The organism is Frigoribacterium sp. AC759, assembly GCF_979256015.1.
Genome location: NZ_CEEDMT010000002.1, coordinates 141,804 through 161,023 on the forward strand (window position 1 = coordinate 141,804; position 19,220 = coordinate 161,023).

The window sequence follows — 19,220 nt, forward strand, 5'->3', positions numbered from 1 at the left end:
ATCCGCATCAAGAAGGGTCAACTTCCAGTGGCAGATCTGCAATGGGAATCCATTGACAACAAGGCAGTCGACACCGTCCGCGTTCTCGCGGCCGACTCGGTCGAGAAGGTCGGAAACGGCCACCCCGGCACGGCGATGAGCCTGGCGCCCGCCGCCTACCTCCTCTTCCAGAAGGTCATGCGCCGTGACCCGAGCGACAGCGAGTGGATCGGTCGCGACCGCTTCATCCTCTCGGTCGGTCACAGCTCGCTGACGCAGTACGTCCAGTTCTATCTCGGTGGCTACGGCCTCGAGCTCGACGACCTCAAGGCCCTCCGCACCTGGGGTTCGAAGACGCCGGGTCACCCCGAGTACGGACACACCGACGGCGTCGAGATCACGACCGGACCTCTGGGTCAGGGTCTGGCCTCCGCCGTGGGCATGGCCTACGCCGCCCGCTTCGAGCGTGGGCTCTTCGACCCCGAGGCGGCCGTCGGCACCTCGCCGTTCGATCACCACGTCTACGTGATCGCCGGCGACGGCGACCTGCAGGAGGGCGTCACCAGCGAGGCCTCCTCGCTCGCCGGCCACCAGCAGCTCGGCAACCTCGTCGTCATCTACGACTCCAACCAGATCTCGATCGAAGACGACACGAACATCGCCTTCACCGAAGACGTCCACAAGCGCTACGAGTCCTACGACTGGCACGTCCAGGTCGTCGACTGGAAGAAGACGGGCGAGTACGTCGAAGACGTCCGCGCCCTGAACGACGCCATCGAGGCCGCCAAGGCCGAGACCGGCAAGCCGTCGCTGATCATCCTCAAGACGATCATCGGCTGGCCCTCGCCCAAGAAGCAGAACAGCGGCAAGATCCACGGCTCCGCACTCGGCGCCGAAGAGCTCGCCGGCCTCAAGGAGGTCCTCGGCTTCGACCCGGAGAAGACCTTCGACGTCGACCCCGAGGTGCTCGAGCACACCCGCAAGGCCGTCGAGCGCGGTCAGGCGCAGCACGCCGAGTGGACCACGTCGTTCGACGAGTGGGCCACCGCCAACCCCGACAAGAAGACGCTGCTCGACCGCGTCCTCAAGGGCGAGCTGCCCGAGGGCCTCGACGCGGCTCTGCCCGTCTTCCCGACCGACAAAGAGGTGTCCACCCGTGCCGCCTCGGGCAAGGTCATCAACGCCATCGCCGATGTCGTCCCCGAGTTCTGGGGTGGCTCCGCCGACCTGGCCGAGTCGAACCTGACCACGATCGCGGGCGGTGGCTCGTTCGTCCCGACCGAGTGGTCGACGCACGAATGGCAGGGCAACCCCTACGGGCGCGTCCTCCACTTCGGCATCCGCGAGCACGCCATGGGCTCGATCATGAACGGCATCGCATTGCACGGCAACACGCGCGTGTTCGGCGGGACCTTCCTGATCTTCAGCGACTACATGCGTCCTGCAGTGCGTCTCGCGGCTCTCATGAAGTCGCCCGTCACCTACGTGTGGACGCACGACTCCGTCGCCCTCGGCGAGGACGGCCCCACCCACCAGCCGGTCGAGCAGCTGGCCGCGCTGCGCGCCATCCCCGACTTCGACGTCGTCCGTCCGGCCGACGCCAACGAGACCGCCTGGGCCTGGAAGACCATCCTCGAGCGACACAGCGGCCCCGCCGGTCTGGCGCTCAGCCGCCAGAACCTCCCCGTCTTCGAACGCGGAGAGGGCGACGCCGACGGCGACACCTTCGCCTCGGCGAAGAACGTCGCGAAGGGCGCCTACGTCCTCGCCGAGGCTCCGGGAGGCACGGCGGACGTCATCCTGATCGCCACCGGCTCCGAAGTGCAGATCGCCGTCGAGGCCCGCGAGGTGCTCAAGAGCGAGGGCATCAACGCCCGGGTCGTCTCGGCTCCCAGCCTCGAGTGGTTCGACGAGCAGAGCGCCGAGTACAAGGAATCCGTCCTGCCCGCCGCCGTCAAGGCGCGCGTGTCCATCGAGGCCGGCATCGCGATGCCGTGGCGTGCGATCGTCGGCGACGCCGGCCGCAGCATCTCGATCGAGCACTTCGGTGCCTCCGCCGACTACAAGACGCTCTACCGCGAGTTCGGCATCACGACCGAAGCCGCCGTCGCAGCCGTCAAGGACTCGCTGGCCGCTCTCTGAGCGCCTGCGAAGAAGAGAGAAGAAGAGAAATGACCGAATCAAACACCGCACAGCTGTCCGCCGCCGGCGTCAGCATCTGGCTCGACGACCTGTCGCGTGAGCGCATCAACGCGGGCGGGCTCCAGAAGCTCATCGCCGAGCGCAACGTCGTGGGGGTCACCACGAACCCCACGATCTTCGCCTCGGCTCTGGCCAAGGGCGAGGCGTACGACGACCAGGTCGCGCTCCTCGCGAAGAGCGGCGTGAGCGTCACCGACGCAGTCTTCGAGATCACGACGGACGACGTGACGCGTGCCAGCGACATCTTCCGCGAGATCTACGACAGCTCGAAGGGATTCGACGGCCGTGTGTCGATCGAGGTCGAGCCCGGTCTGGCCCACGACGCCCAGGGCACCATCGACCAGGCGATCAAGCTGGCCGCCAAGGTCGGTCGTCCCAACGCGCTCATCAAGATCCCCGCGACGGTCGAGGGCCTCGAGGCCATCACCGCGGTGATCGCCCAGGGCATCAGCGTCAACGTCACGTTGATCTTCAGCCTCGAGCGCTACCGCGCCGTCATCAACGCCTACCTGACCGGTCTCGAGCAGGCCAAGGCCGCCGGCATCGACATCACGACGATCCACTCGGTCGCCTCGTTCTTCGTGTCGCGCGTCGACACCGAGATCGACAAGCGCCTGGACGCGGTCGGAACCGACGAGGCGAAGGCCCTCAAGGGCAAGGCCGGCGTCGCGAACGCCCAGCTCGCCTACGAGGTCTACACGCAGGCCTTCGACACCGAGCGCGCCAAGGGCCTGCTGGCCGCCGGTGCCAACAAGCAGCGTCCGCTCTGGGCCTCCACCGGTGTGAAGGACCCGAACGTGCTCGACACGACGTACGTCGTCGAGCTCGTCGCGGCCGACGTCGTCAACACGATGCCCGAGAAGACGCTCGAGGCGACCTTCGACCACGGTGACATCCGCGGCGACTCGATCAGCTCCTCCTACGCCTCCGCCAACGAGGTCATGGACGCCATCGCCGCCCAGGGCGTCTCGTACGACGAGGTCACCGAGCTGCTCGAGAAGGAGGGCGTGGAGAAGTTCATCGTCTCCTGGAACGAACTGCTCGACACCGTCGCCGCCGCGCTCGAGGCGTCGAAGCCCGCCGAGGCCGCCAAGTGACCATCACGATCGCAGCGAGCGGCGCCGCCGCGGAAGCCATCGAGAAGGTCGTCCCGCAGCTGGTCGACGACCTGGTCGCCTCCGGCATCACCGCTCAGAACCCCACACTCTGGGGTCCTGACGCGGAGGACGAGTCGGCCAAGCGACTCGGCTGGACGGAGGCGGTCGTCGTCTCGACCCCGCTGATCGACCAGATCGCCGAGCTCCGCGAGGAGCTCGCGGGCAAGGGCGTCGACCACGTCGTGCTCGCGGGCATGGGCGGTTCGTCGCTGGCTCCCGAGGTCATCACACGCACCTACGGCGTCGAGCTGACGGTGCTCGACGCCACGGAGCCCGGTCAGGTCCTGACGGCCCTCGCCGACCGCCTCGAGCGCACCGTGCTCGTCGTGTCGTCGAAGTCGGGCTCGACCGTCGAGACCGCCAGCCAGCGCAAGACCTTCGAGAAGGCCTTCCGCGACGCCGGCATCGATCCCGTGGACCGCATCGTGGTCGTGACCGATCCGGGTTCGCCCCTGGACGCCTCCGCCCGTGAAGCCGGTTACCGCGTCTTCAACGCCGACCCCAACATCGGCGGTCGTTACTCGGCGCTGTCCGCGTTCGGTCTCGTGCCGTCCGGTCTGGCCGGTGCCGACATCCGCGAGCTGCTCAGTGAGGCCGACGCCGTCACCGTCGAGCTCGCGCAGGACTCCGTCGACAACCCGGGGCTCGTGCTCGGCGCCGTCATCGCCGGCACTCAGCCGCTGCGCGACAAGATCGCCATCGTCGCCGACGGCACGCACATCATCGGGTTCCCCGACTGGGCGGAGCAGCTGATCGCCGAGTCCACCGGCAAGCAGGGGCGTGGGCTCCTGCCCGTCGTCCTCGGCACCGACGGACCGGAGATCTCGCTCGACCTGCACGACGTGCAGGTGGTGCGCCTCGTCGCCAACGCAGCGGAGACCCGTGAGGTCGCCCCCGGCGAGGTGGAGATCTCCGGCTCGCTCGGCGGTCAGATCATGGTCTGGGAGTACGCGGTCGCCGTCGCCGGTCGACTGCTCGACATCAACCCGTTCGACCAGCCCGACGTCGAGTCGGCGAAGATCGCGACGCGGGCTCTCCTGGACGACCGACCCGCTCCGACTCCCCCGGCCTTCACGGCCGAGGGCGTCGAGGTGCGTCAGGTCGGAGGCCTCGAGGTCGGGGAGTCGCTCGACAGCGCTGTGACGGCGCTGCTGTCGCATCTCGACGACGACGGCTACGTGTCGATCCAGGCGTACATCGATCGGGTCGCGAACCCGGAGCTCGAGACGCTGCGCGACGCTCTCGCGGCGCGCACGAAGCGCCCCGTGACGTTCGGCTGGGGACCTCGGTTCCTGCACTCGACGGGTCAGTACCACAAGGGCGGTCCCGCCAACGGCGTGTTCCTCCAGATCACGCAGGTCGCCGAGCGCGACCTCGAGATCCCGGAGAGCCCGTTCACCTTCGGACAGCTGGTCCAGGCGCAGGCCGCCGGCGACGCGAAGGTGCTCGCCGAGCACGGCCGTCCGGTGCTCACCCTGACCGTCACCGACGTGGCCGCGGCGCTCCCCGCGCTGCTCGCCTCGCTCCGTTGACCGAGCGGGTCGGCGTCGTCCGCGACGCCGACCCGCCTCCCGGTCGGGGTGTGCGAGACCCCGCCGGACAATCACGACCCGAAAGAAACCACCACGCATGTCACCGGTCGAGATCACTCCCGAATCGAATCCCCTGCGACTCCCCTCCGACCGTCGTCTCAATCGCATCGCCGGGCCCAGCGGCCTGATCATCTTCGGCGTGACCGGTGACCTGTCGCGCAAGAAGCTCATGCCGGCGGTGTACGACCTCGCGAACCGCGGCCTGCTGCCACCCGGCTTCGCCCTCGTGGGCTTCGCCCGACGCGAATGGGAGGGGCAGGACTTCGAGCAGGTGGTCTACGAGGCGGTGAAGGAGCACGCCCGCACGCCCTTCGACGAGGACGTCTGGCGCCAGCTCAAAGAGGGCTTCCGCTTCGTCCAGGGCGTCTTCGACGACGCCGACGCGTTCACCCGTCTGAAAGACACCATCGAGGAGCTCGACCGCGAGCGGGGGACGATGGGCAACCACGCTTTCTACCTCTCGATCCCGCCGAAGGCGTTCCCGATCGTCACCGAGCAGCTCCGCAACTCCGGACTCGCCGAAGAACGAGACGGCGCCTGGCGTCGTGTCGTCATCGAGAAGCCCTTCGGCAGCGACCTGAAGACCGCGCGTGAGCTGAACGCGGTGGTCGAGACCGTCTTCGAACCCGACTCCGTCTTCCGGATCGACCACTACCTCGGCAAGGAGACCGTCCAGAACCTCCTCACGCTCCGGTTCGCGAACCAGATGTACGAGCCCCTTTGGAACTCCAACTACGTCGATCACGTCCAGATCACCATGGCCGAGGACATCGGCGTCGGGGGTCGCGCCGGCTACTACGACGGGATCGGCGCCGCTCGGGACGTCATCCAGAACCACCTCCTCCAGCTCCTCGCCCTCACCGCCATGGAGGAGCCGGTGTCGTTCACCGCGAAGGACCTCCGCGCCGAGAAGGAGAAGGTCCTCTCGGCAGTCCGTCTGCCGGAGGACCTCGCGACGGGCACGGCACGCGGTCAGTACTCCGGCGGCTGGCAGGGCGGTGAGAAGGTCCTCGGGTTCCTCGATGAGGAGGGCATGAACCCCGAGAGCGTCACCGAGACCTTCGCGGCGATCAAGCTCGAGATCGCGACGCGCCGGTGGGCCGGAGTCCCGTTCTATCTCCGGGCAGGCAAGCGCCTCGGACGCCGGGTCACCGAGATCGCGATCGTCTTCAAGCAGGTCCCGGAGAACATCTTCGGCTCTCAGACATCACTGGGGCAGAACGCCCTGGTCGTCCGGGTCCAGCCCGACGAGGGCGTGACCCTCCGCTTCGGTTCGAAGGTTCCCGGCATCGGCACCCAGGTGCGTGACGTCACGATGGACTTCGGCTACGGACACGCGTTCACCGAAGCGAGCCCCGAGGCCTACGAGAGGCTCATCCTCGACGTCCTCCTCGGTGATCCGCCGCTCTTCCCCCGACACGAGGAGGTCGAGCTGTCCTGGAAGATCCTCGACCCCATCGAGGAGTTCTGGGCCGGCCGAGGCCAGCCCGAGCAGTACCGCCCAGGCACCTGGGGTCCGAAGTCCGCCGACGAACTCATGGCCCGCGACGGCCGCACCTGGAGGCGACCATGATCGTCGATCTGCCCGACAGCACCATCTCCCGAGTGCAGAAGTCGCTCGTCTCCATCCGAGAGGAAGGAGGCGCGGTCGCTCTCGGTCGGGTGCTCACCCTGATCATCTCCACCTCTCTCGGCGAGGAGGAGGAGGCCATCGAGGCGGCGAACGAGGCCTCGCGCGAGCACCCCATGCGGGTCATCGTGATCTCCACGTCACGCGGCGAGGCCTCCGACGCGGACGCCCGCCTGGACGCGCAGATCCGTGTCGGCGGAGACGCGGGAGCCAGCGAGGTCATCGTGCTCCGTGCCTACGGCGACACCGCCAGCGACGAGGAGGGTCTCGTCACCGGGCTGCTCCTCCCCGACGCCCCGGTCGTCGCCTGGTGGCCGGGCAAGGCGCCGGCCGTCGTGTCGGAGTCCCCACTCGGACGCATCGCCCAACGCCGCATCACCGACGCTGCCAGCCAGGACAACCCGCGACAGACGATCGTCGACCTCGCCGAGACCTACGCCCCGGGTGACACCGACTTCGCCTGGACCCGGCTGACGCTCTGGCGGACTCAGCTCGCGGCTGTTCTCGATCAGCCTCCGTACGAGCCCGTCACCGCGGTCGAGGTCAGCGGCGCGCCGGACTCCCCCTCCACCCTCCTGCTCGCGGCGTGGCTGCGGTTGCAGCTCCAGGTGACGGTGGACAACGAGCTGACGACACGCGCCACCGGCTCGAGCGGCATCCAGGGAGTGCGACTGCTGCGCGCCTCCGGAGCCATCGAGCTCGAGCGCGAGCAGGACAACGTCGCGACGCTGCGGCAGCCGGGTCAGCCGACGCACGACCTCGCGTTGCCACGCCGTTCGCTCCGCGACTGCCTCGCCGAGGAACTCCGTAGACTCGACCCCGACGACCTCTTCGGTGATGTCGTCGAACATGGGGTTCGCCAACTGAGCGAACCCGTCCAGGACAGCTAGGGCAGACGATAACCGTGACAAACGAACGCCGGGTGCTCGTGCACTCCACCAAGGAATCGCTGGGGGCGTCCGTCGCCGCCCGGTTCATCACCAAGATCATCGACGTGATCGAGGAGCAGAACTACGCCTCGGTCGTCGTGAGCGGTGGCTCGGTCAGCACACTCGTGCTGGCGGCCATCAACGCGTCGCCGGCACGCGACAGCGTCGACTGGTCGAAGGTCTCGTTCTGGTGGGCCGACGAGCGTTGGGTGGAGGCCGGCCACGCCGACCGCAACGACCACCAGGCCGGAATCGATCTGCTCGACCACATCGGCGTCGATCCGGCGAACGTGCACCGCTTCGGTGCCGTCGGAGACTTCGAGGACGTCGAGGATGCGGCCGCCTCGTATCGGGCCGAGCTCCTCGAGCACGCCCAGGGCGACGACACCTCGCCCCGCTTCGACATCACCCTCCTGGGGGTCGGTCCCGACGGGCACATCGCGTCGTTGTTCCCCGACAAGGAGCAGATCCGCGCGACTGATTCGACGGTGCTGACCATCGACGACTCCCCCAAGCCGCCGCCGGTCCGCCTGACTCTGAGCCTGCCGGCGATCAACAACTCGCAGCGCGTCTGGATGATCCTCGCGGGTGCCGAGAAGGCGTCGTCGCTGGGTCTCGCTCTCGCCGGGGCGGGTGCCGACCAGGTGCCCGTCGCCGGGGTCAAGGGTCGCAAGCGAACCGTCTTCTTCGTCGACGACGCCGCTGCCGCCGAGGTTCCCGAGAAGCTCATCGCCTCCACCTACTGAGTCCGTGCACGACGAAGCCCCGCAGCATCGCTGCGGGGCTTCGTCGTCGTCACCGGTGCATGACCCCGGTGGTGCCGGACAGGACGACCGGGTCAGGCCTTGCCGCGGCGGACTCGCAGCTGCTGCAGAGCCTCTTCCAGCAACTGCGCGGCCTCTTCTTCGGACCGACGTTCTTTGACGTAGGCCAGATGCGTCTTGTACGGCTCGAGCTTGGCGACGCTCGGCGGGTTCGCCTTGTCACGACCGGCCGGGAGACCGCTCGACGGCGAGTCGACGGTCTCGGGGATCTCGTCTTCAGGGACGTTCGCGGCGAAGTGCCGCACGACCTCGTTGCCCAGGGCGTCCCAGTAGGAGATGGTGATCCGCTCGGCGTGGTAGCCGCGATCCTGCTCGCCCATCGGACCTGCACCGACACGCGAACCCCGGATGGCGCTACCGCCCGATGCCATCAGGCCACCGCCGAGAACTTGGTGATGAGGCCGAGCACGACGATGCAGGTGATCCACACCAGGCCAAGGAAGACCGTGATGCGGTTCAGGTTCCGCTCGGCGACGCCGGACGCGCCGAGGTTGCTCGTGACACCGCCCCCGAACATGTCGGAGAGACCGCCACCCCGACCTCGGTGGAGCAGGATGAGCAAGGTCAGCAGGAGGCTCGTGATGCCGAGCAACACCTGCAGGACGACCTGAAGAATTTCCACGTGGGACCTTTCGATGCGGTGAGACCGCTAACGAGTATAACCGGCGGCTTGGTCTCCGGCGTCCTCCCTCGCGGAACCACCCGGCGGTGACACCGTCTGCGAGGACGCCGGACCCTCAGACGCCGACGTGCGAGGGGAACCTGACGATGCTGGCGAACTCATCGACGTCGAGGCTGGCACCGCCGACGAGGGCGCCGTCGACGTTGGGCTCCCGCATGAACGACGCGATGTTGGAGGACTTCACCGACCCGCCGTAGAGGATCCGCGTCGCCGCAGCCGAGTCGGAGCCGAGGACGTCGGCGAGGGCCTCACGCAGGGCTGCGCAGACCTGTTCGGCCTGCTCGGCCGTGGCGGCCTTGCCGGATCCGATCGCCCAGACCGGCTCGTAGGCGACGACTATCTCGGCGTCGGCCGGGAGGTCGGCGACGGCCGCCCGGAGTTGCGCCACCGGGACCGCGCTCGGACCGTGCTCTTCGAGATCGGCTGCGGTCTCCCCCACGCACAGGACCGGGACGAGCCCGTTCCGGTGGGCGGCGAGGACCTTGGCGGCGACGACCGCGTCGGTCTCCCCGTGCATCGTGCGCCGCTCCGAATGCCCCACGATGACGTAGCGGATGTCGAGCTTGGACAGGAAGGCACCGGAGATCTCACCGGTGTGTGCGCCGGAGTCATGCGCTGACAGATCTTGCGCCCCGAGGCCGAGGTGCAGCTTGTCTGCGTCGAGGAGCGTCTGGACCGATCGGAGGTCGGTGAACGGCGGGAAGACGACGGCCTCGACGGTCGAGTAGTCGTGCTTCGCGTCCTTCAGGCTCCATGCGAGCTTCTGCACGAAGGCGATGGACTGCAGGTGGTCGAGGTTCATCTTCCAGTTGCCTGCGATGAGGGGCGTGCGTGTGGTCACCATCCGAGGACCTCCAGTCCGGGAAGACGTTTGCCCTCGAGGAACTCGAGGCTGGCTCCACCACCGGTGGAGATGTGGCCGAACTGGTCGTCCGAGAATCCGAGTGCTCGGACGGCTGCGGCGCTGTCGCCGCCGCCGACGACCGCGAGGCCGTCGACGTTCGTCAGAGCCTCGGCCACGGTCTTGGTGCCGTGGGCGAAGGCGTCGAACTCGAAGACGCCCATGGGGCCGTTCCAGAACACGGTCTTCGATCCGAGGACGATCTCGGCGAAGCGAGCCGCGGTCTCCGGGCCGATGTCCAGGCCGATGGCGTCGGAGCCGAACGCCGACGACTCGATGCCGTCGATCTGGACGGTCTCGTGGTCCGCGTCGGCCGAGAACGCCGAGGCCACCTCGACGTCGACGGGCAGGACGATGCGGACGCCCCGCCTCTCGGCGTCGTCGAGATACCCCTGGACGCGTTCGATCTGATCGGACTCGAGCAGGCTCTTGCCGACCGGGTGACCCTGCGCGGCGAGGAACGTGAACAGCATGCCGCCGCCCACGAGGAGGTTGTCGACACGGGGCAGGAGATGCTCGATGACGCCGAGCTTGTCCGAGACCTTCGACCCGCCGAGCACGACCGTGTAGGGGCGCTCGGGCTCGACCGTCAGCTTCTCGAGCACGGCGAGCTCCGCGGCGATGAGCGAGCCGGCGGCGCTCGGCAGCAGCTTGGGCAGCTCGTAGACGCTCGCCTGCTCACGGTGGACGACACCGAAGCCGTCGGAGACGAACACGTCGCCGAGCTCGGCGAGACTGCGCGCGAAGGCTTCGCGCTCTTCGGCGACCTTGGAGGTCTCGGCCGCCGTGAACCGGAGATTCTCCAGCACGGTGATCTGTCCGTCCTGGAGGGCGGCGACCGCGGCGCTGGCTTCGTCGCCCACGGTCTCCGACACGAAACCGACGCTCTTCCCGAGCAGTTCGCTGAGTCGCTGGGCGACGGGACGGAGGCTGTACTCGGGAGCGATCTGGCCATCCGGCCGGCCGAGGTGGCTGATGACGACGACGCGAGCACCCTGGTTGATGAGCGTGTCGAGAGTGGACACGGAGGCGCGGACACGACCGTCGTCCGTGATGCGTCCGTCTTTCAAGGGGACGTTGAGGTCGCAGCGGACGATTACCCGCCGGCCGGAGAGGGAGCCCAAGGACTCGAGGGTTCGCAGGGTCATGACCTTCTCTTCATTCGACGAAGGCGGCCGGGCACGGGGCCCAGCCGCCTTCGGTGGTTCGGATCGATGGATGACGCCGGTGTTACAGGCGGTCGGCCACGTACTTGGTCAGGTCGACGAGACGGTTGGAGTAACCCCACTCGTTGTCGTACCAGGAGGTGATCTTGACCATGTTGCCGATGACCTTCGTGAGGCCCGAGTCGTAGATCGAGGAGTGCGGGTCCGTCGTGATGTCGGACGACACCAGCGGGTCTTCGGAGTAGGCCAGGATGCCCTTGAGCTCACCCTCGGCGGCGGCCTTGTAGGCCGCGTTGATCTGCTCGACGGTGACCGGGGTCGACGTCTCGAGCGTCACATCGGTGATCGAGCCGGTCGGGACCGGGACGCGCAGGGCGTAGCCGTCGAGCTTGCCGGCCAGCTCGGGGATGACGAGACCGATGGCCTTGGCTGCACCCGTCGAGGTCGGCACGATGTTGACGGCCGCGGCGCGGGCACGGCGCGGGTCCTTGTGCGGGCCGTCCTGGAGGTTCTGGTCGGCCGTGTAGGCGTGCACCGTCGTCATCAGGCCGCGCTCGACGCCGAAGTTGTCGAGGAACACCTTCATGAGGGGGGCGAGGCTGTTCGTGGTGCACGAGGCGTTCGAGATGATGTCGTGCTTGGCGGGGTCGTAGATGCCCTCGTTGACGCCCAGGACGATCGTGGCGTCGTCGCCGGTCGCGGGTGCCGAGATCAGGACCTTCTTGGCACCGGCCGTGATGTGCTTGCGGGCGTCTTCCGCCTTGGTGAAGAAGCCGGTCGACTCGATGACGATGTCGACGCCCAACTCGCCCCAGGGCAGGTTGGCAGGGTCGCGCTCGGCGAGGACCTTGATGGGCTTGCCATCGACGACGATCGAGTCGCCGTCGAGTTCGACGGTCGCGTCGAGGCGACCCGTGATCGAGTCGAACTTGAGGAGGTGCGCCAGCGCGGCGTTGTCCGTGAGGTCGTTGACGGCGACGATCTCGATGTCGGTGCCCTTGGCCAGCGCGGCGCGGAAGTAGTTGCGGCCGATACGACCGAAGCCGTTGATGCCGATCTTGACGGTCAATGAAACTCCTGTTGCTCAGGCGTCGTGGGGACGCGTGGAGGGGGTGGGCGACCAGACCCGAGAACGCACCCGACACCGGAGGGGCAGAGGATGCGCAGCCGTACGCGACACTACCAGGCGAGGCCCCGTGTTACCCCAGCCCCGACGATGCCCGGGGCCACCCCGGTGAGCATCGGGGCGGCGGGTGTCAGCGGAGGTCGAGGTCGGCGGGGAGACCCGAGTCGGTGCCCGGGAGACCGAGGTCGGTGGCCTTCTTGTCGGCCATGGCGAGCAGACGACGGATCCGCCCGGCGACGGCGTCCTTCGTCATCGGCGGGTCGGCATGCTGACCGAGTTCGTCGAGGCTGGCGTCCCGGTGCGCGAGCCGGAGATCGCCGGCGTACTTCAGGTGATCGGGGATGTCGTCGCCGAGCAGCTCCATCGCCCGCTCGACCCGCGCGCAGGCCGCGACCGCCGCCTCTGCGGATCGACGGAGATTCGCATCGTCGAAGTTGACCAGACGGTTCGCCGTGGCACGGACCTCGCGACGCTGTCGCATCTCCTCCCACTCGTCGACGGATCGGAGGGCGCCCATGGTCTTCAGCATCGAGCTGATGGCCTCGCCGTCTCGGATGAGGACCCGGTGAACCCCTCGCACCTCCCGGGCCTTCGCCGGGATGCCGAGCCGACCCGCGGCGCCGACGAGCGCCATGGCCGCCTCGTTGCCGGGGCAGATGACCTCGAGCGACGCTGAACGACCCGGGTCGGTGAGCGTCCCCTGCGCGAGGAACGCGCCGCGCCAGATGGCTGCGAGGTCGTCGCGCGAACCGGTCGTCAACCTGTTGGGGAGCCCGCGGATGGGTCGGCGACGTTGATCCATCAGACCCGTCTGCCGCGCCAGCGTCTCGCCCGCCTCGTGGACGCGCACGAGGTAGTGGTTGGTCCGACGGACACCCGAGGCCGCGATCACCGACACGTCGCTGCGGGCACCGTAGAGCTCGGCCAGGTCTTTGCGGACACGGCGGGCGATGACCGGACTGTCGAGCTCGGCCTCGACGGCGATCCGCCCCGAGATCACGTGGAGCCCGCCTGCGAAGCGCAGGATCGTCGCGACCTCGGCGGCCCGGACGGTCGTCCGGCTCACCTCGACCTGAGCGAGTTCTTCTTTGACGTCGGCAGTCTGAGCCAAACCTGGGTTCCTTCTCTCGGTTCGATCGGCGCACGCGAATGTCGGCCGATCGGCACGGTCATTCCCTGCCGAGGTCGCGATGCTTCACGCTGACGGCCACACCACGGAGCTCGCGCAGATGCGCTGCCAGTTCACCGACGAGGGTGACCGATCGATGCTTGCCGCCCGTGCAGCCAATGGCGATCGTAGCGTGTCTCTTGTTCTCACGCTGATAGCCCTCGAGCACGGGCTCGATGGCGGCGCCGAACGCCTCGATGAAACGGCGAGCCCCCTGCTGCGCCATCACGTACGACGTCACGGGCTCGTCGAGGCCGCTCTGAGCCCTCAGCTCGGGGACCCAGAACGGGTTCGGCAGGAACCGCGCATCGCCCACCATGTCGGCGTCCGTGGGAAGTCCGTACTTGAAGCCGAAGCTGAGGACGGTCACCTGGACGCCGGGATCCTCCGACTCCGCGAAGGTCTCGGTGATGGCCGTGGCGAGCTGGTGGATGTTCAGCTCGGACGTGTCGATGACCACATCGCTCGTCTCGCGGAGCTCCTCCATCCGGGCCCGCTCCGCGAGGATGCCGTCGAGGAGCGTGCCGTCACCCTGCAGCGGATGAGGCCGACGCACCTGTTCGAAGCGACGGACGAGGACGGCGTCGGTGGCGTCCAGGAACAGCACCCGCACCTTGCTGGGCATGCTCATCCGGAGCGTGCGCACCGCCTCCTGAGCCTCGGAGAACAGCCGTCCGCCTCGGACGTCGATGACCGCCGCGATCTTCGGCAGCGAGTCACCCGCCCGCTCGGCGAGGTCGAGGAGAGGACGGAGCATCTGCGCGGGCAGATTGTCGACGACGTACCAGCCCAGGTCTTCGAGGGCGTTCCCGACGGTTGATCGCCCGGCGCCTGACATCCCCGTGACGATCAGGACCTCTTGCTGTTCGCTTGCGTCGCTCATGTGTGGTGACCTTCGGTCGAGGCTGTCAGGCGGTGGGACGATTCTAGGCGGGTACCGAGGTGTCACCCGGAACGTCGACCCCCTCCCCCTCTCGGTCGTCGGGCTGGTCGACGTCGTCGCCGCCCGCCGCCTCCGGCTCGCCGCCGAGCCGGTCGGCCACGGCCGCGGCCAGGGTCGGACCGATCCCCTTGATCGATGCGATCTCGTCGAGCCCCGCCTCCTTCAGACGCTTCACCGACCCGAAGTGCTTGAGCAGGCGCGCCACCCGCGAGGGGCCGAGCCCCGGGATCTCCGCGAGTTGCGACGCGATGTCGCGGCGCCGGCGCTGCCGCTGGAAGGTGATGGCGAACCGGTGCGCCTCGTCGCGGATGCGCTGGATGAGGAACAGCGCGTCGGAGTTGCGCGGCAGGATGACCGGGAAATCGTCGTCCGGGAGCCAGATCTCCTCCAGCCGCTTCGCGATGCCGCAGAGAGCGATGTCCGTGACGCCCGCGTCGTCCAGGGCACGCCGGGCGGCCGCGACCTGGGGCTGCCCTCCGTCGACGATCAGGAGGTTGGGGCGATACGCGAAGCGCTTCCGCTGCTCGCCGACCTCCTCGACGGGGGCCAGCTCGTCGTCCAGGCGTGCGAGGCGCCGGCTCAGGGTCTGATAGATCGACTCGGTGTCGTCGGTCGACTGCGGGATGCTGAAACGGCGGTACTGGTCTTTTCGGGGCAGTCCGTCTTCGAAGACGACCATGGACGCCACGATGTTCGTCCCCGAGAGGTGCGAGACGTCGTAGCACTCCATCCGCAGGGGCGCATCGGACATGCCGAGAGCCTCCTGGATGTCCGCGAGAGCAGTCGAGCGCGTCGCGAAGTCGGCACTGCGACGGGTCTTGTAGAGCATCAGGGCCTGCTGCGCGTTCAGTGTGGCCGTCTGCATCAACGCGGCCTTGTCGCCCCGTTGAGCGGTGTGGATCTGCACCTTGCCCCTCCCCCGCAGGCCACCCAGCACGCTCTCGAGCGCGTCGTTGTCGTCCGGTGTGGCGGTCACCACGATCTCCCGCGGCAGCTCCGCCCCGGCGGAGTAGGTGTCTTGCAGGATCTGCTCCACGAGCTCGCCGGTGCTGACGTCGATCTCCTTGTCGACCACCCATCCCCGGGATCCGCGGATGCGTCCGCTACGCACCGTGAAGAGCTGGACCGCCGCGGCGAGTTCGTCTTCGGCCAGTGCGAAGAGGTCGAGATCCACGGAGTCCCGGAGCACCACGGCCGACTTGTCGAGCACGGCCTCGAGTGCCTGCACCTGATCGCGGTAGCGGGCGGCCTCCTCGTAACGCTGCTCGATCGCAGCCGTCTTCATCTCCTTCTGGAGACCCGCGATCACCTTCTTGTCGTAGCTCTTCATGAATCGCACGAATTCGTCGACGATCCGTCTGTGCTCCTCGATCGTCACCTTGCCCGAGCACGGCCCGCCGCACCGGCCGATCTGACCGGGGAAGCAGGGCTTGCCGGTCTGCATGGCCTTCTTGTAGCTGCTGTCCGAGCAGGTGCGGATGGGGAACACCTTGATCATGAGGTCGATGGTGTCGTGGACGGCCCAGATCTTCGGATACGGACCGAAGTACTTCGCCCCCCGGATCTTGGGGTTCCGGGTGACCATAACCCGGGGCGCCTCGTCGCCGAGGGTCACAGCCATGAACGGGTAGGTCTTGTCGTCACGGAACTTGACGTTGAACGGCGGATCGAACTCTTTGATCCAGGTGTACTCGAGCTGCAGCGCCTCGATGTCGCTGCCGACGACCGTCCACGTCACCGAGCTCGCACTGAGCACCATGCGCCTCGTCCGCTCGTGCAGCGTCGGAAGAGGAGCGAAGTAGTTGCTCAGTCGAGCCCGAAGGTTCTTCGCCTTGCCGACGTAGAGGACCCGACCCCGTTCGTCGAGCCACCGGTAGACACCGGGGTCCGTCGGGATCTCACCCGCCTTGGGTCGCCAGGAGACCGTGTTGCTCATCGCGCCTCCATCGCCTCCCGACGGCGTCGCGCAGGAGCCTTCGAGGAGGTGCGTCCGGCTGTCGAGGTGTGTCCGGATTCGAGGATCTCGGCCAGGAAGACCCCCGTGTGGCTGTCGGGCACCTTCGCGAGGAACTCCGGTGTGCCGGCCGCGATCACGGAACCGCCGCCGGCGCCGCCTTCGGGGCCCATGTCGATCAGCCAGTCCGCCGACTTGATGACGTCGAGGTTGTGCTCGATGGTGATGACCGTGTTGCCCTTGTCGACCAGACCGTTGAGGACGATGAGGAGCTTCCGAACGTCTTCGAAGTGCAGACCCGTCGTCGGCTCGTCGAGCACGTAGATGCTGCGCCCGTTGGAGCGCTTCTGCAGCTCGGTGGCCAGCTTGACCCGCTGGGCCTCACCGCCGGAGAGGGTGGTGGCGCTCTGACCCAGTCGGACGTACCCGAGACCGACGTCGACCAGGGTCTTCATGAATCGCGAGATCGACGAGATGGCCTCGAAGAACTCGGCCGCCTCGCTGATCGGCATGTCGAGCACCTCGGAGATGTTCTTGCCCTTGTAGAGCACGGCGAGGGTCTCGCGGTTGTACCGCGCGCCGCCGCAGACCTCGCAGGCGACGTACACGTCGGGCAGGAAGTTCATCTCGATCTTGATGGTCCCGTCGCCGGCGCAGTTCTCGCAGCGACCGCCCTTGACGTTGAAGCTGAATCGGCCAGGCAGGTAGCCGCGCGCCTTCGCATCGGTGGTCTCGGCGAAGAGGTTGCGGATCTTGTCGAACACGCCCGTGTACGTGGCGGGGTTCGATCGGGGCGTCCGACCGATGGGGGCCTGGTCGACGTGGACGACCTTGTCGAGGTTGTCCAACCCCGTCACCCGGAGGTGCTTGCCCGGGATCTGACGCGCCCCGTTGAGCTTGTTCGCGAGCACCTTGTAGAGGATGTCGTTGACCAGCGAGGACTTGCCCGAGCCGCTGACGCCCGTGACGGCGACGAACGCGCCGAGCGGGAAGTCGACCGTCACGTCTCGGAGGTTGTTGGCTTTAGCGCCGACGACGCTCAGCATCCGCTTCTTGTCGATGGGGCGTCGCTTCTTCGGCGTCTCGATCGATCGGCGACCCGACAGGTAGTCGCCCGTGTACGACTCGGTGTTGGCGACCAGATCCTCGTAGTTGCCGGAGTGGACGACGGTGCCCCCGTTCACCCCCGCACCCGGACCGATGTCGACGATCCAGTCCGCGGTCTTGATGGTGTCCTCGTCGTGCTCGACCACGATGAGGGTGTTGCCGAGGTTCTTGAGCTTCACGAGCGTGTCGATGAGACGGCGGTTGTCTCGCTGGTGCAGGCCGATGCTCGGTTCGTCGAGCACGTAGAGGACACCGGTCAGGCCGGAGCCGATCTGCGTGGCGAGTCGGATGCGCTGCGCCTCGCCACCGGACAACGAGCCCGCCGAGCGACCCAGCGAGAGGTAGGTCAGACCCACCTCGAGGAGGAACTCGAGTCGGACTCGGATCTCGCGCAGGACCTGCGCCGCGATCCGTGCCTCGCGGGCGGTGAGAGTCAGACCGTTCATGAACTGGAAGGCGTCGGCGAGACTGAGCTCAGCCACGTCGGCGATGTTGCGGTCGGCCACCGTCACGGCCAGGACCTCGGGCTTGAGCCGCTTGCCCCGGCAGACGGAGCAGGGGATCTCGCGCAGGTACTCCGAGTAGCGCTGACGCTGGCTGTCGCTCTCGGCCTCCGCGTACTTCCGCTCGATGTAGGGCATGACCCCCTCGAACCCGGTCGAGTACTTCATCTCGCGACCGAAGCGGTTCTTCCACTTGACGGTGACCTCGAAGTCGTTGCCGTGCAGAACGGCCTGCTGGATGCGCTCGGGAAGCTGGCCCCACGGGGTCTTGAGGCTGAAGTCGAGGTCGACGGCAAGACCCTCGAGGAGCTTCTGGAAGTAGTTGTAGAGGCCCTTGCCCGAGTTCGTCCAGGGGAGGATGACGCCCTCGACGAGACTGAGCTCGGGGTCGCCCAGGACCAGGTCGGTGTCGACGGACATGCGGGTACCGAGCCCGGAGCACTCGGGGCACGCACCGAACGGGGCGTTGAAGGAGAAGGTCCGCGGTTCGATCTCGGTCAGCTGGACGGGGTGGCCGTTGGGGCAGGAGAGCTTCTCGGAGAAGGTCCGGTACTTGCCGGCCGCGCCCGCGTCCGTGTCGACGAAGTCGACGGTCACGAGACCGTCGGTCAGACGGAGCGCGGTCTCGAGCGAGTCGGTCAGGCGGGTGAGGCCGGACGGGGACGCGACGAGACGGTCGACCACGACGGAGATGTCGTGCTTGATCTGCTTCTTGAGCTTGGGGGGCGCGCTCAGCTGGATGGGCTCCCCGTCGACGATGGCCCGCGAGTAGCCGGAGGACGCCAGCTCGGCGAAGAGATCGACGAACTCGCCCTTCTTCTGAGACACGACCGGGCTGAGCACCTGGTACCGCGTGCCCTCCTCGAGCGTCATCAGCTGATCGGCGATCTGCTGCACGGTCTGCCTGCTGATCTTCTCCCCGCACACCGCGCAGTGCGCGATTCCGATGCGGGCCCAGAGCAGGCGCATGTAGTCGTAGATCTCGGTGATGGTGCCGACGGTGGATCGGGGGTTCCGGTTGGTCGACTTCTGGTCGATCGACACGGCAGGGCTGAGCCCTTCGATGAAGTCGACGTCGGGTCGATCGACCTGACCGAGGAACTGACGCGCATACGCCGAGAGCGACTCGACGTAGCGGCGCTGACCTTCGGCGAAGATCGTGTCGAAGGCCAGCGAGGACTTGCCGGAGCCGGAGAGTCCCGTGAAGACCACGAGGGAGTCGCGAGGGATTTCGAGGTCGACGTTGTGGAGATTGTGGACTCGGGCGCCTCGAACACTGAGTTTCGGGACACCGTCTACGGGAGAGATTGACACTCTTGCCATTCTACGAAGACCGCCGGGGAAGAGACCGGGGTCG

General features: G+C 67.6%; 15 protein-coding genes. 6 read left to right on the top strand and 9 right to left on the bottom strand.

All coding sequences use genetic code 11. The features are described 5' to 3' along the window. Positions 1–27 precede the first annotated feature (27 nt). From tkt to pgl, 6 genes are all read left to right on the top strand, one after another. On the top strand, positions 28–2,121 hold the full coding sequence (gene tkt / locus ACZ6JE_RS03590; protein ID WP_464318230.1) for a transketolase: 2,094 nt from the start codon (positions 28–30) through the stop codon (positions 2,119–2,121). A 29-nt stretch (positions 2,122–2,150) separates the two neighbouring features. Continuing rightward, positions 2,151–3,278 (top strand): transaldolase, encoded by a 1,128-nt coding sequence (gene tal / locus ACZ6JE_RS03595; protein ID WP_464318231.1) that lies wholly within the window; start codon positions 2,151–2,153, stop codon positions 3,276–3,278. Next, complete coding sequence (locus ACZ6JE_RS03600; protein ID WP_464318232.1) at positions 3,275–4,870, top strand: glucose-6-phosphate isomerase; 1,596 nt, start codon at positions 3,275–3,277, stop codon at positions 4,868–4,870. The genes tal and ACZ6JE_RS03600 overlap by 4 nt, the downstream gene beginning before the upstream one ends. A gap of 97 nt (positions 4,871–4,967) precedes the next feature. Continuing rightward, entirely contained in the window at positions 4,968–6,503 is a 1,536-nt protein-coding gene (zwf, locus tag ACZ6JE_RS03605) for a glucose-6-phosphate dehydrogenase (protein WP_192060356.1), read from the top strand. After that, positions 6,500–7,450 (top strand): glucose-6-phosphate dehydrogenase assembly protein OpcA, encoded by a 951-nt coding sequence (locus ACZ6JE_RS03610; RefSeq protein ID WP_464318233.1) that lies wholly within the window; start codon positions 6,500–6,502, stop codon positions 7,448–7,450. The genes zwf and ACZ6JE_RS03610 overlap by 4 nt, the downstream gene beginning before the upstream one ends. 14 nt (positions 7,451–7,464) lie before the next feature. Beyond that, positions 7,465–8,235 carry a 6-phosphogluconolactonase gene (gene pgl, locus ACZ6JE_RS03615; RefSeq protein WP_192060354.1) on the top strand — a complete coding sequence of 257 codons (771 nt, stop codon included), beginning with the start codon at positions 7,465–7,467 and terminating at the stop codon, positions 8,233–8,235. 92 nt (positions 8,236–8,327) lie between these two features. Here pgl and ACZ6JE_RS03620 read toward each other — a convergent pair whose 3' ends face one another. The 9 genes from ACZ6JE_RS03620 to uvrA all read right to left on the bottom strand — a co-directional run bounded on the left by ACZ6JE_RS03620 (position 8,328) and on the right by uvrA (position 19,186). Then, positions 8,328–8,684 carry an RNA polymerase-binding protein RbpA gene (locus tag ACZ6JE_RS03620; RefSeq protein WP_055797491.1) on the bottom strand — a complete coding sequence of 119 codons (357 nt, stop codon included), beginning with the start codon at positions 8,682–8,684 and terminating at the stop codon, positions 8,328–8,330. Next, positions 8,684–8,935 carry a preprotein translocase subunit SecG gene (secG, locus tag ACZ6JE_RS03625; RefSeq protein WP_320477190.1) on the bottom strand — a complete coding sequence of 84 codons (252 nt, stop codon included), beginning with the start codon at positions 8,933–8,935 and terminating at the stop codon, positions 8,684–8,686. The genes ACZ6JE_RS03620 and secG overlap by 1 nt, the downstream gene beginning before the upstream one ends. Positions 8,936–9,050: 115 nt before the next feature. Continuing rightward, complete coding sequence (tpiA, locus tag ACZ6JE_RS03630) at positions 9,051–9,839, bottom strand: triose-phosphate isomerase (protein WP_192060353.1); 789 nt, start codon at positions 9,837–9,839, stop codon at positions 9,051–9,053. Next, entirely contained in the window at positions 9,833–11,044 is a 1,212-nt protein-coding gene (locus ACZ6JE_RS03635; RefSeq protein WP_320477189.1) for a phosphoglycerate kinase, read from the bottom strand. The genes tpiA and ACZ6JE_RS03635 overlap by 7 nt, the downstream gene beginning before the upstream one ends. 82 nt (positions 11,045–11,126) lie before the next feature. Next, positions 11,127–12,131: a type I glyceraldehyde-3-phosphate dehydrogenase gene (gene gap / locus ACZ6JE_RS03640; protein ID WP_055797479.1), complete on the bottom strand. Its 1,005-nt coding sequence runs from the start codon at positions 12,129–12,131 to the stop codon at positions 11,127–11,129. A gap of 187 nt (positions 12,132–12,318) precedes the next feature. Continuing rightward, positions 12,319–13,299 carry a DNA-binding protein WhiA gene (gene whiA / locus ACZ6JE_RS03645; RefSeq protein WP_192060351.1) on the bottom strand — a complete coding sequence of 327 codons (981 nt, stop codon included), beginning with the start codon at positions 13,297–13,299 and terminating at the stop codon, positions 12,319–12,321. Positions 13,300–13,357: 58 nt separating this feature from the next. Then, on the bottom strand, positions 13,358–14,239 hold the full coding sequence (rapZ, locus tag ACZ6JE_RS03650; protein ID WP_243213423.1) for an RNase adapter RapZ: 882 nt from the start codon (positions 14,237–14,239) through the stop codon (positions 13,358–13,360). A gap of 43 nt (positions 14,240–14,282) precedes the next feature. Continuing rightward, positions 14,283–16,235 carry an excinuclease ABC subunit UvrC gene (uvrC, locus tag ACZ6JE_RS03655; RefSeq protein ID WP_464318234.1) on the bottom strand — a complete coding sequence of 651 codons (1,953 nt, stop codon included), beginning with the start codon at positions 16,233–16,235 and terminating at the stop codon, positions 14,283–14,285. Then, complete coding sequence (gene uvrA, locus ACZ6JE_RS03660) at positions 16,232–19,186, bottom strand: excinuclease ABC subunit UvrA (RefSeq protein WP_464318235.1); 2,955 nt, start codon at positions 19,184–19,186, stop codon at positions 16,232–16,234. Before uvrA ends, uvrC begins: the two co-directional genes overlap by 4 nt. Positions 19,187–19,220: the final 34 nt, after the last annotated feature.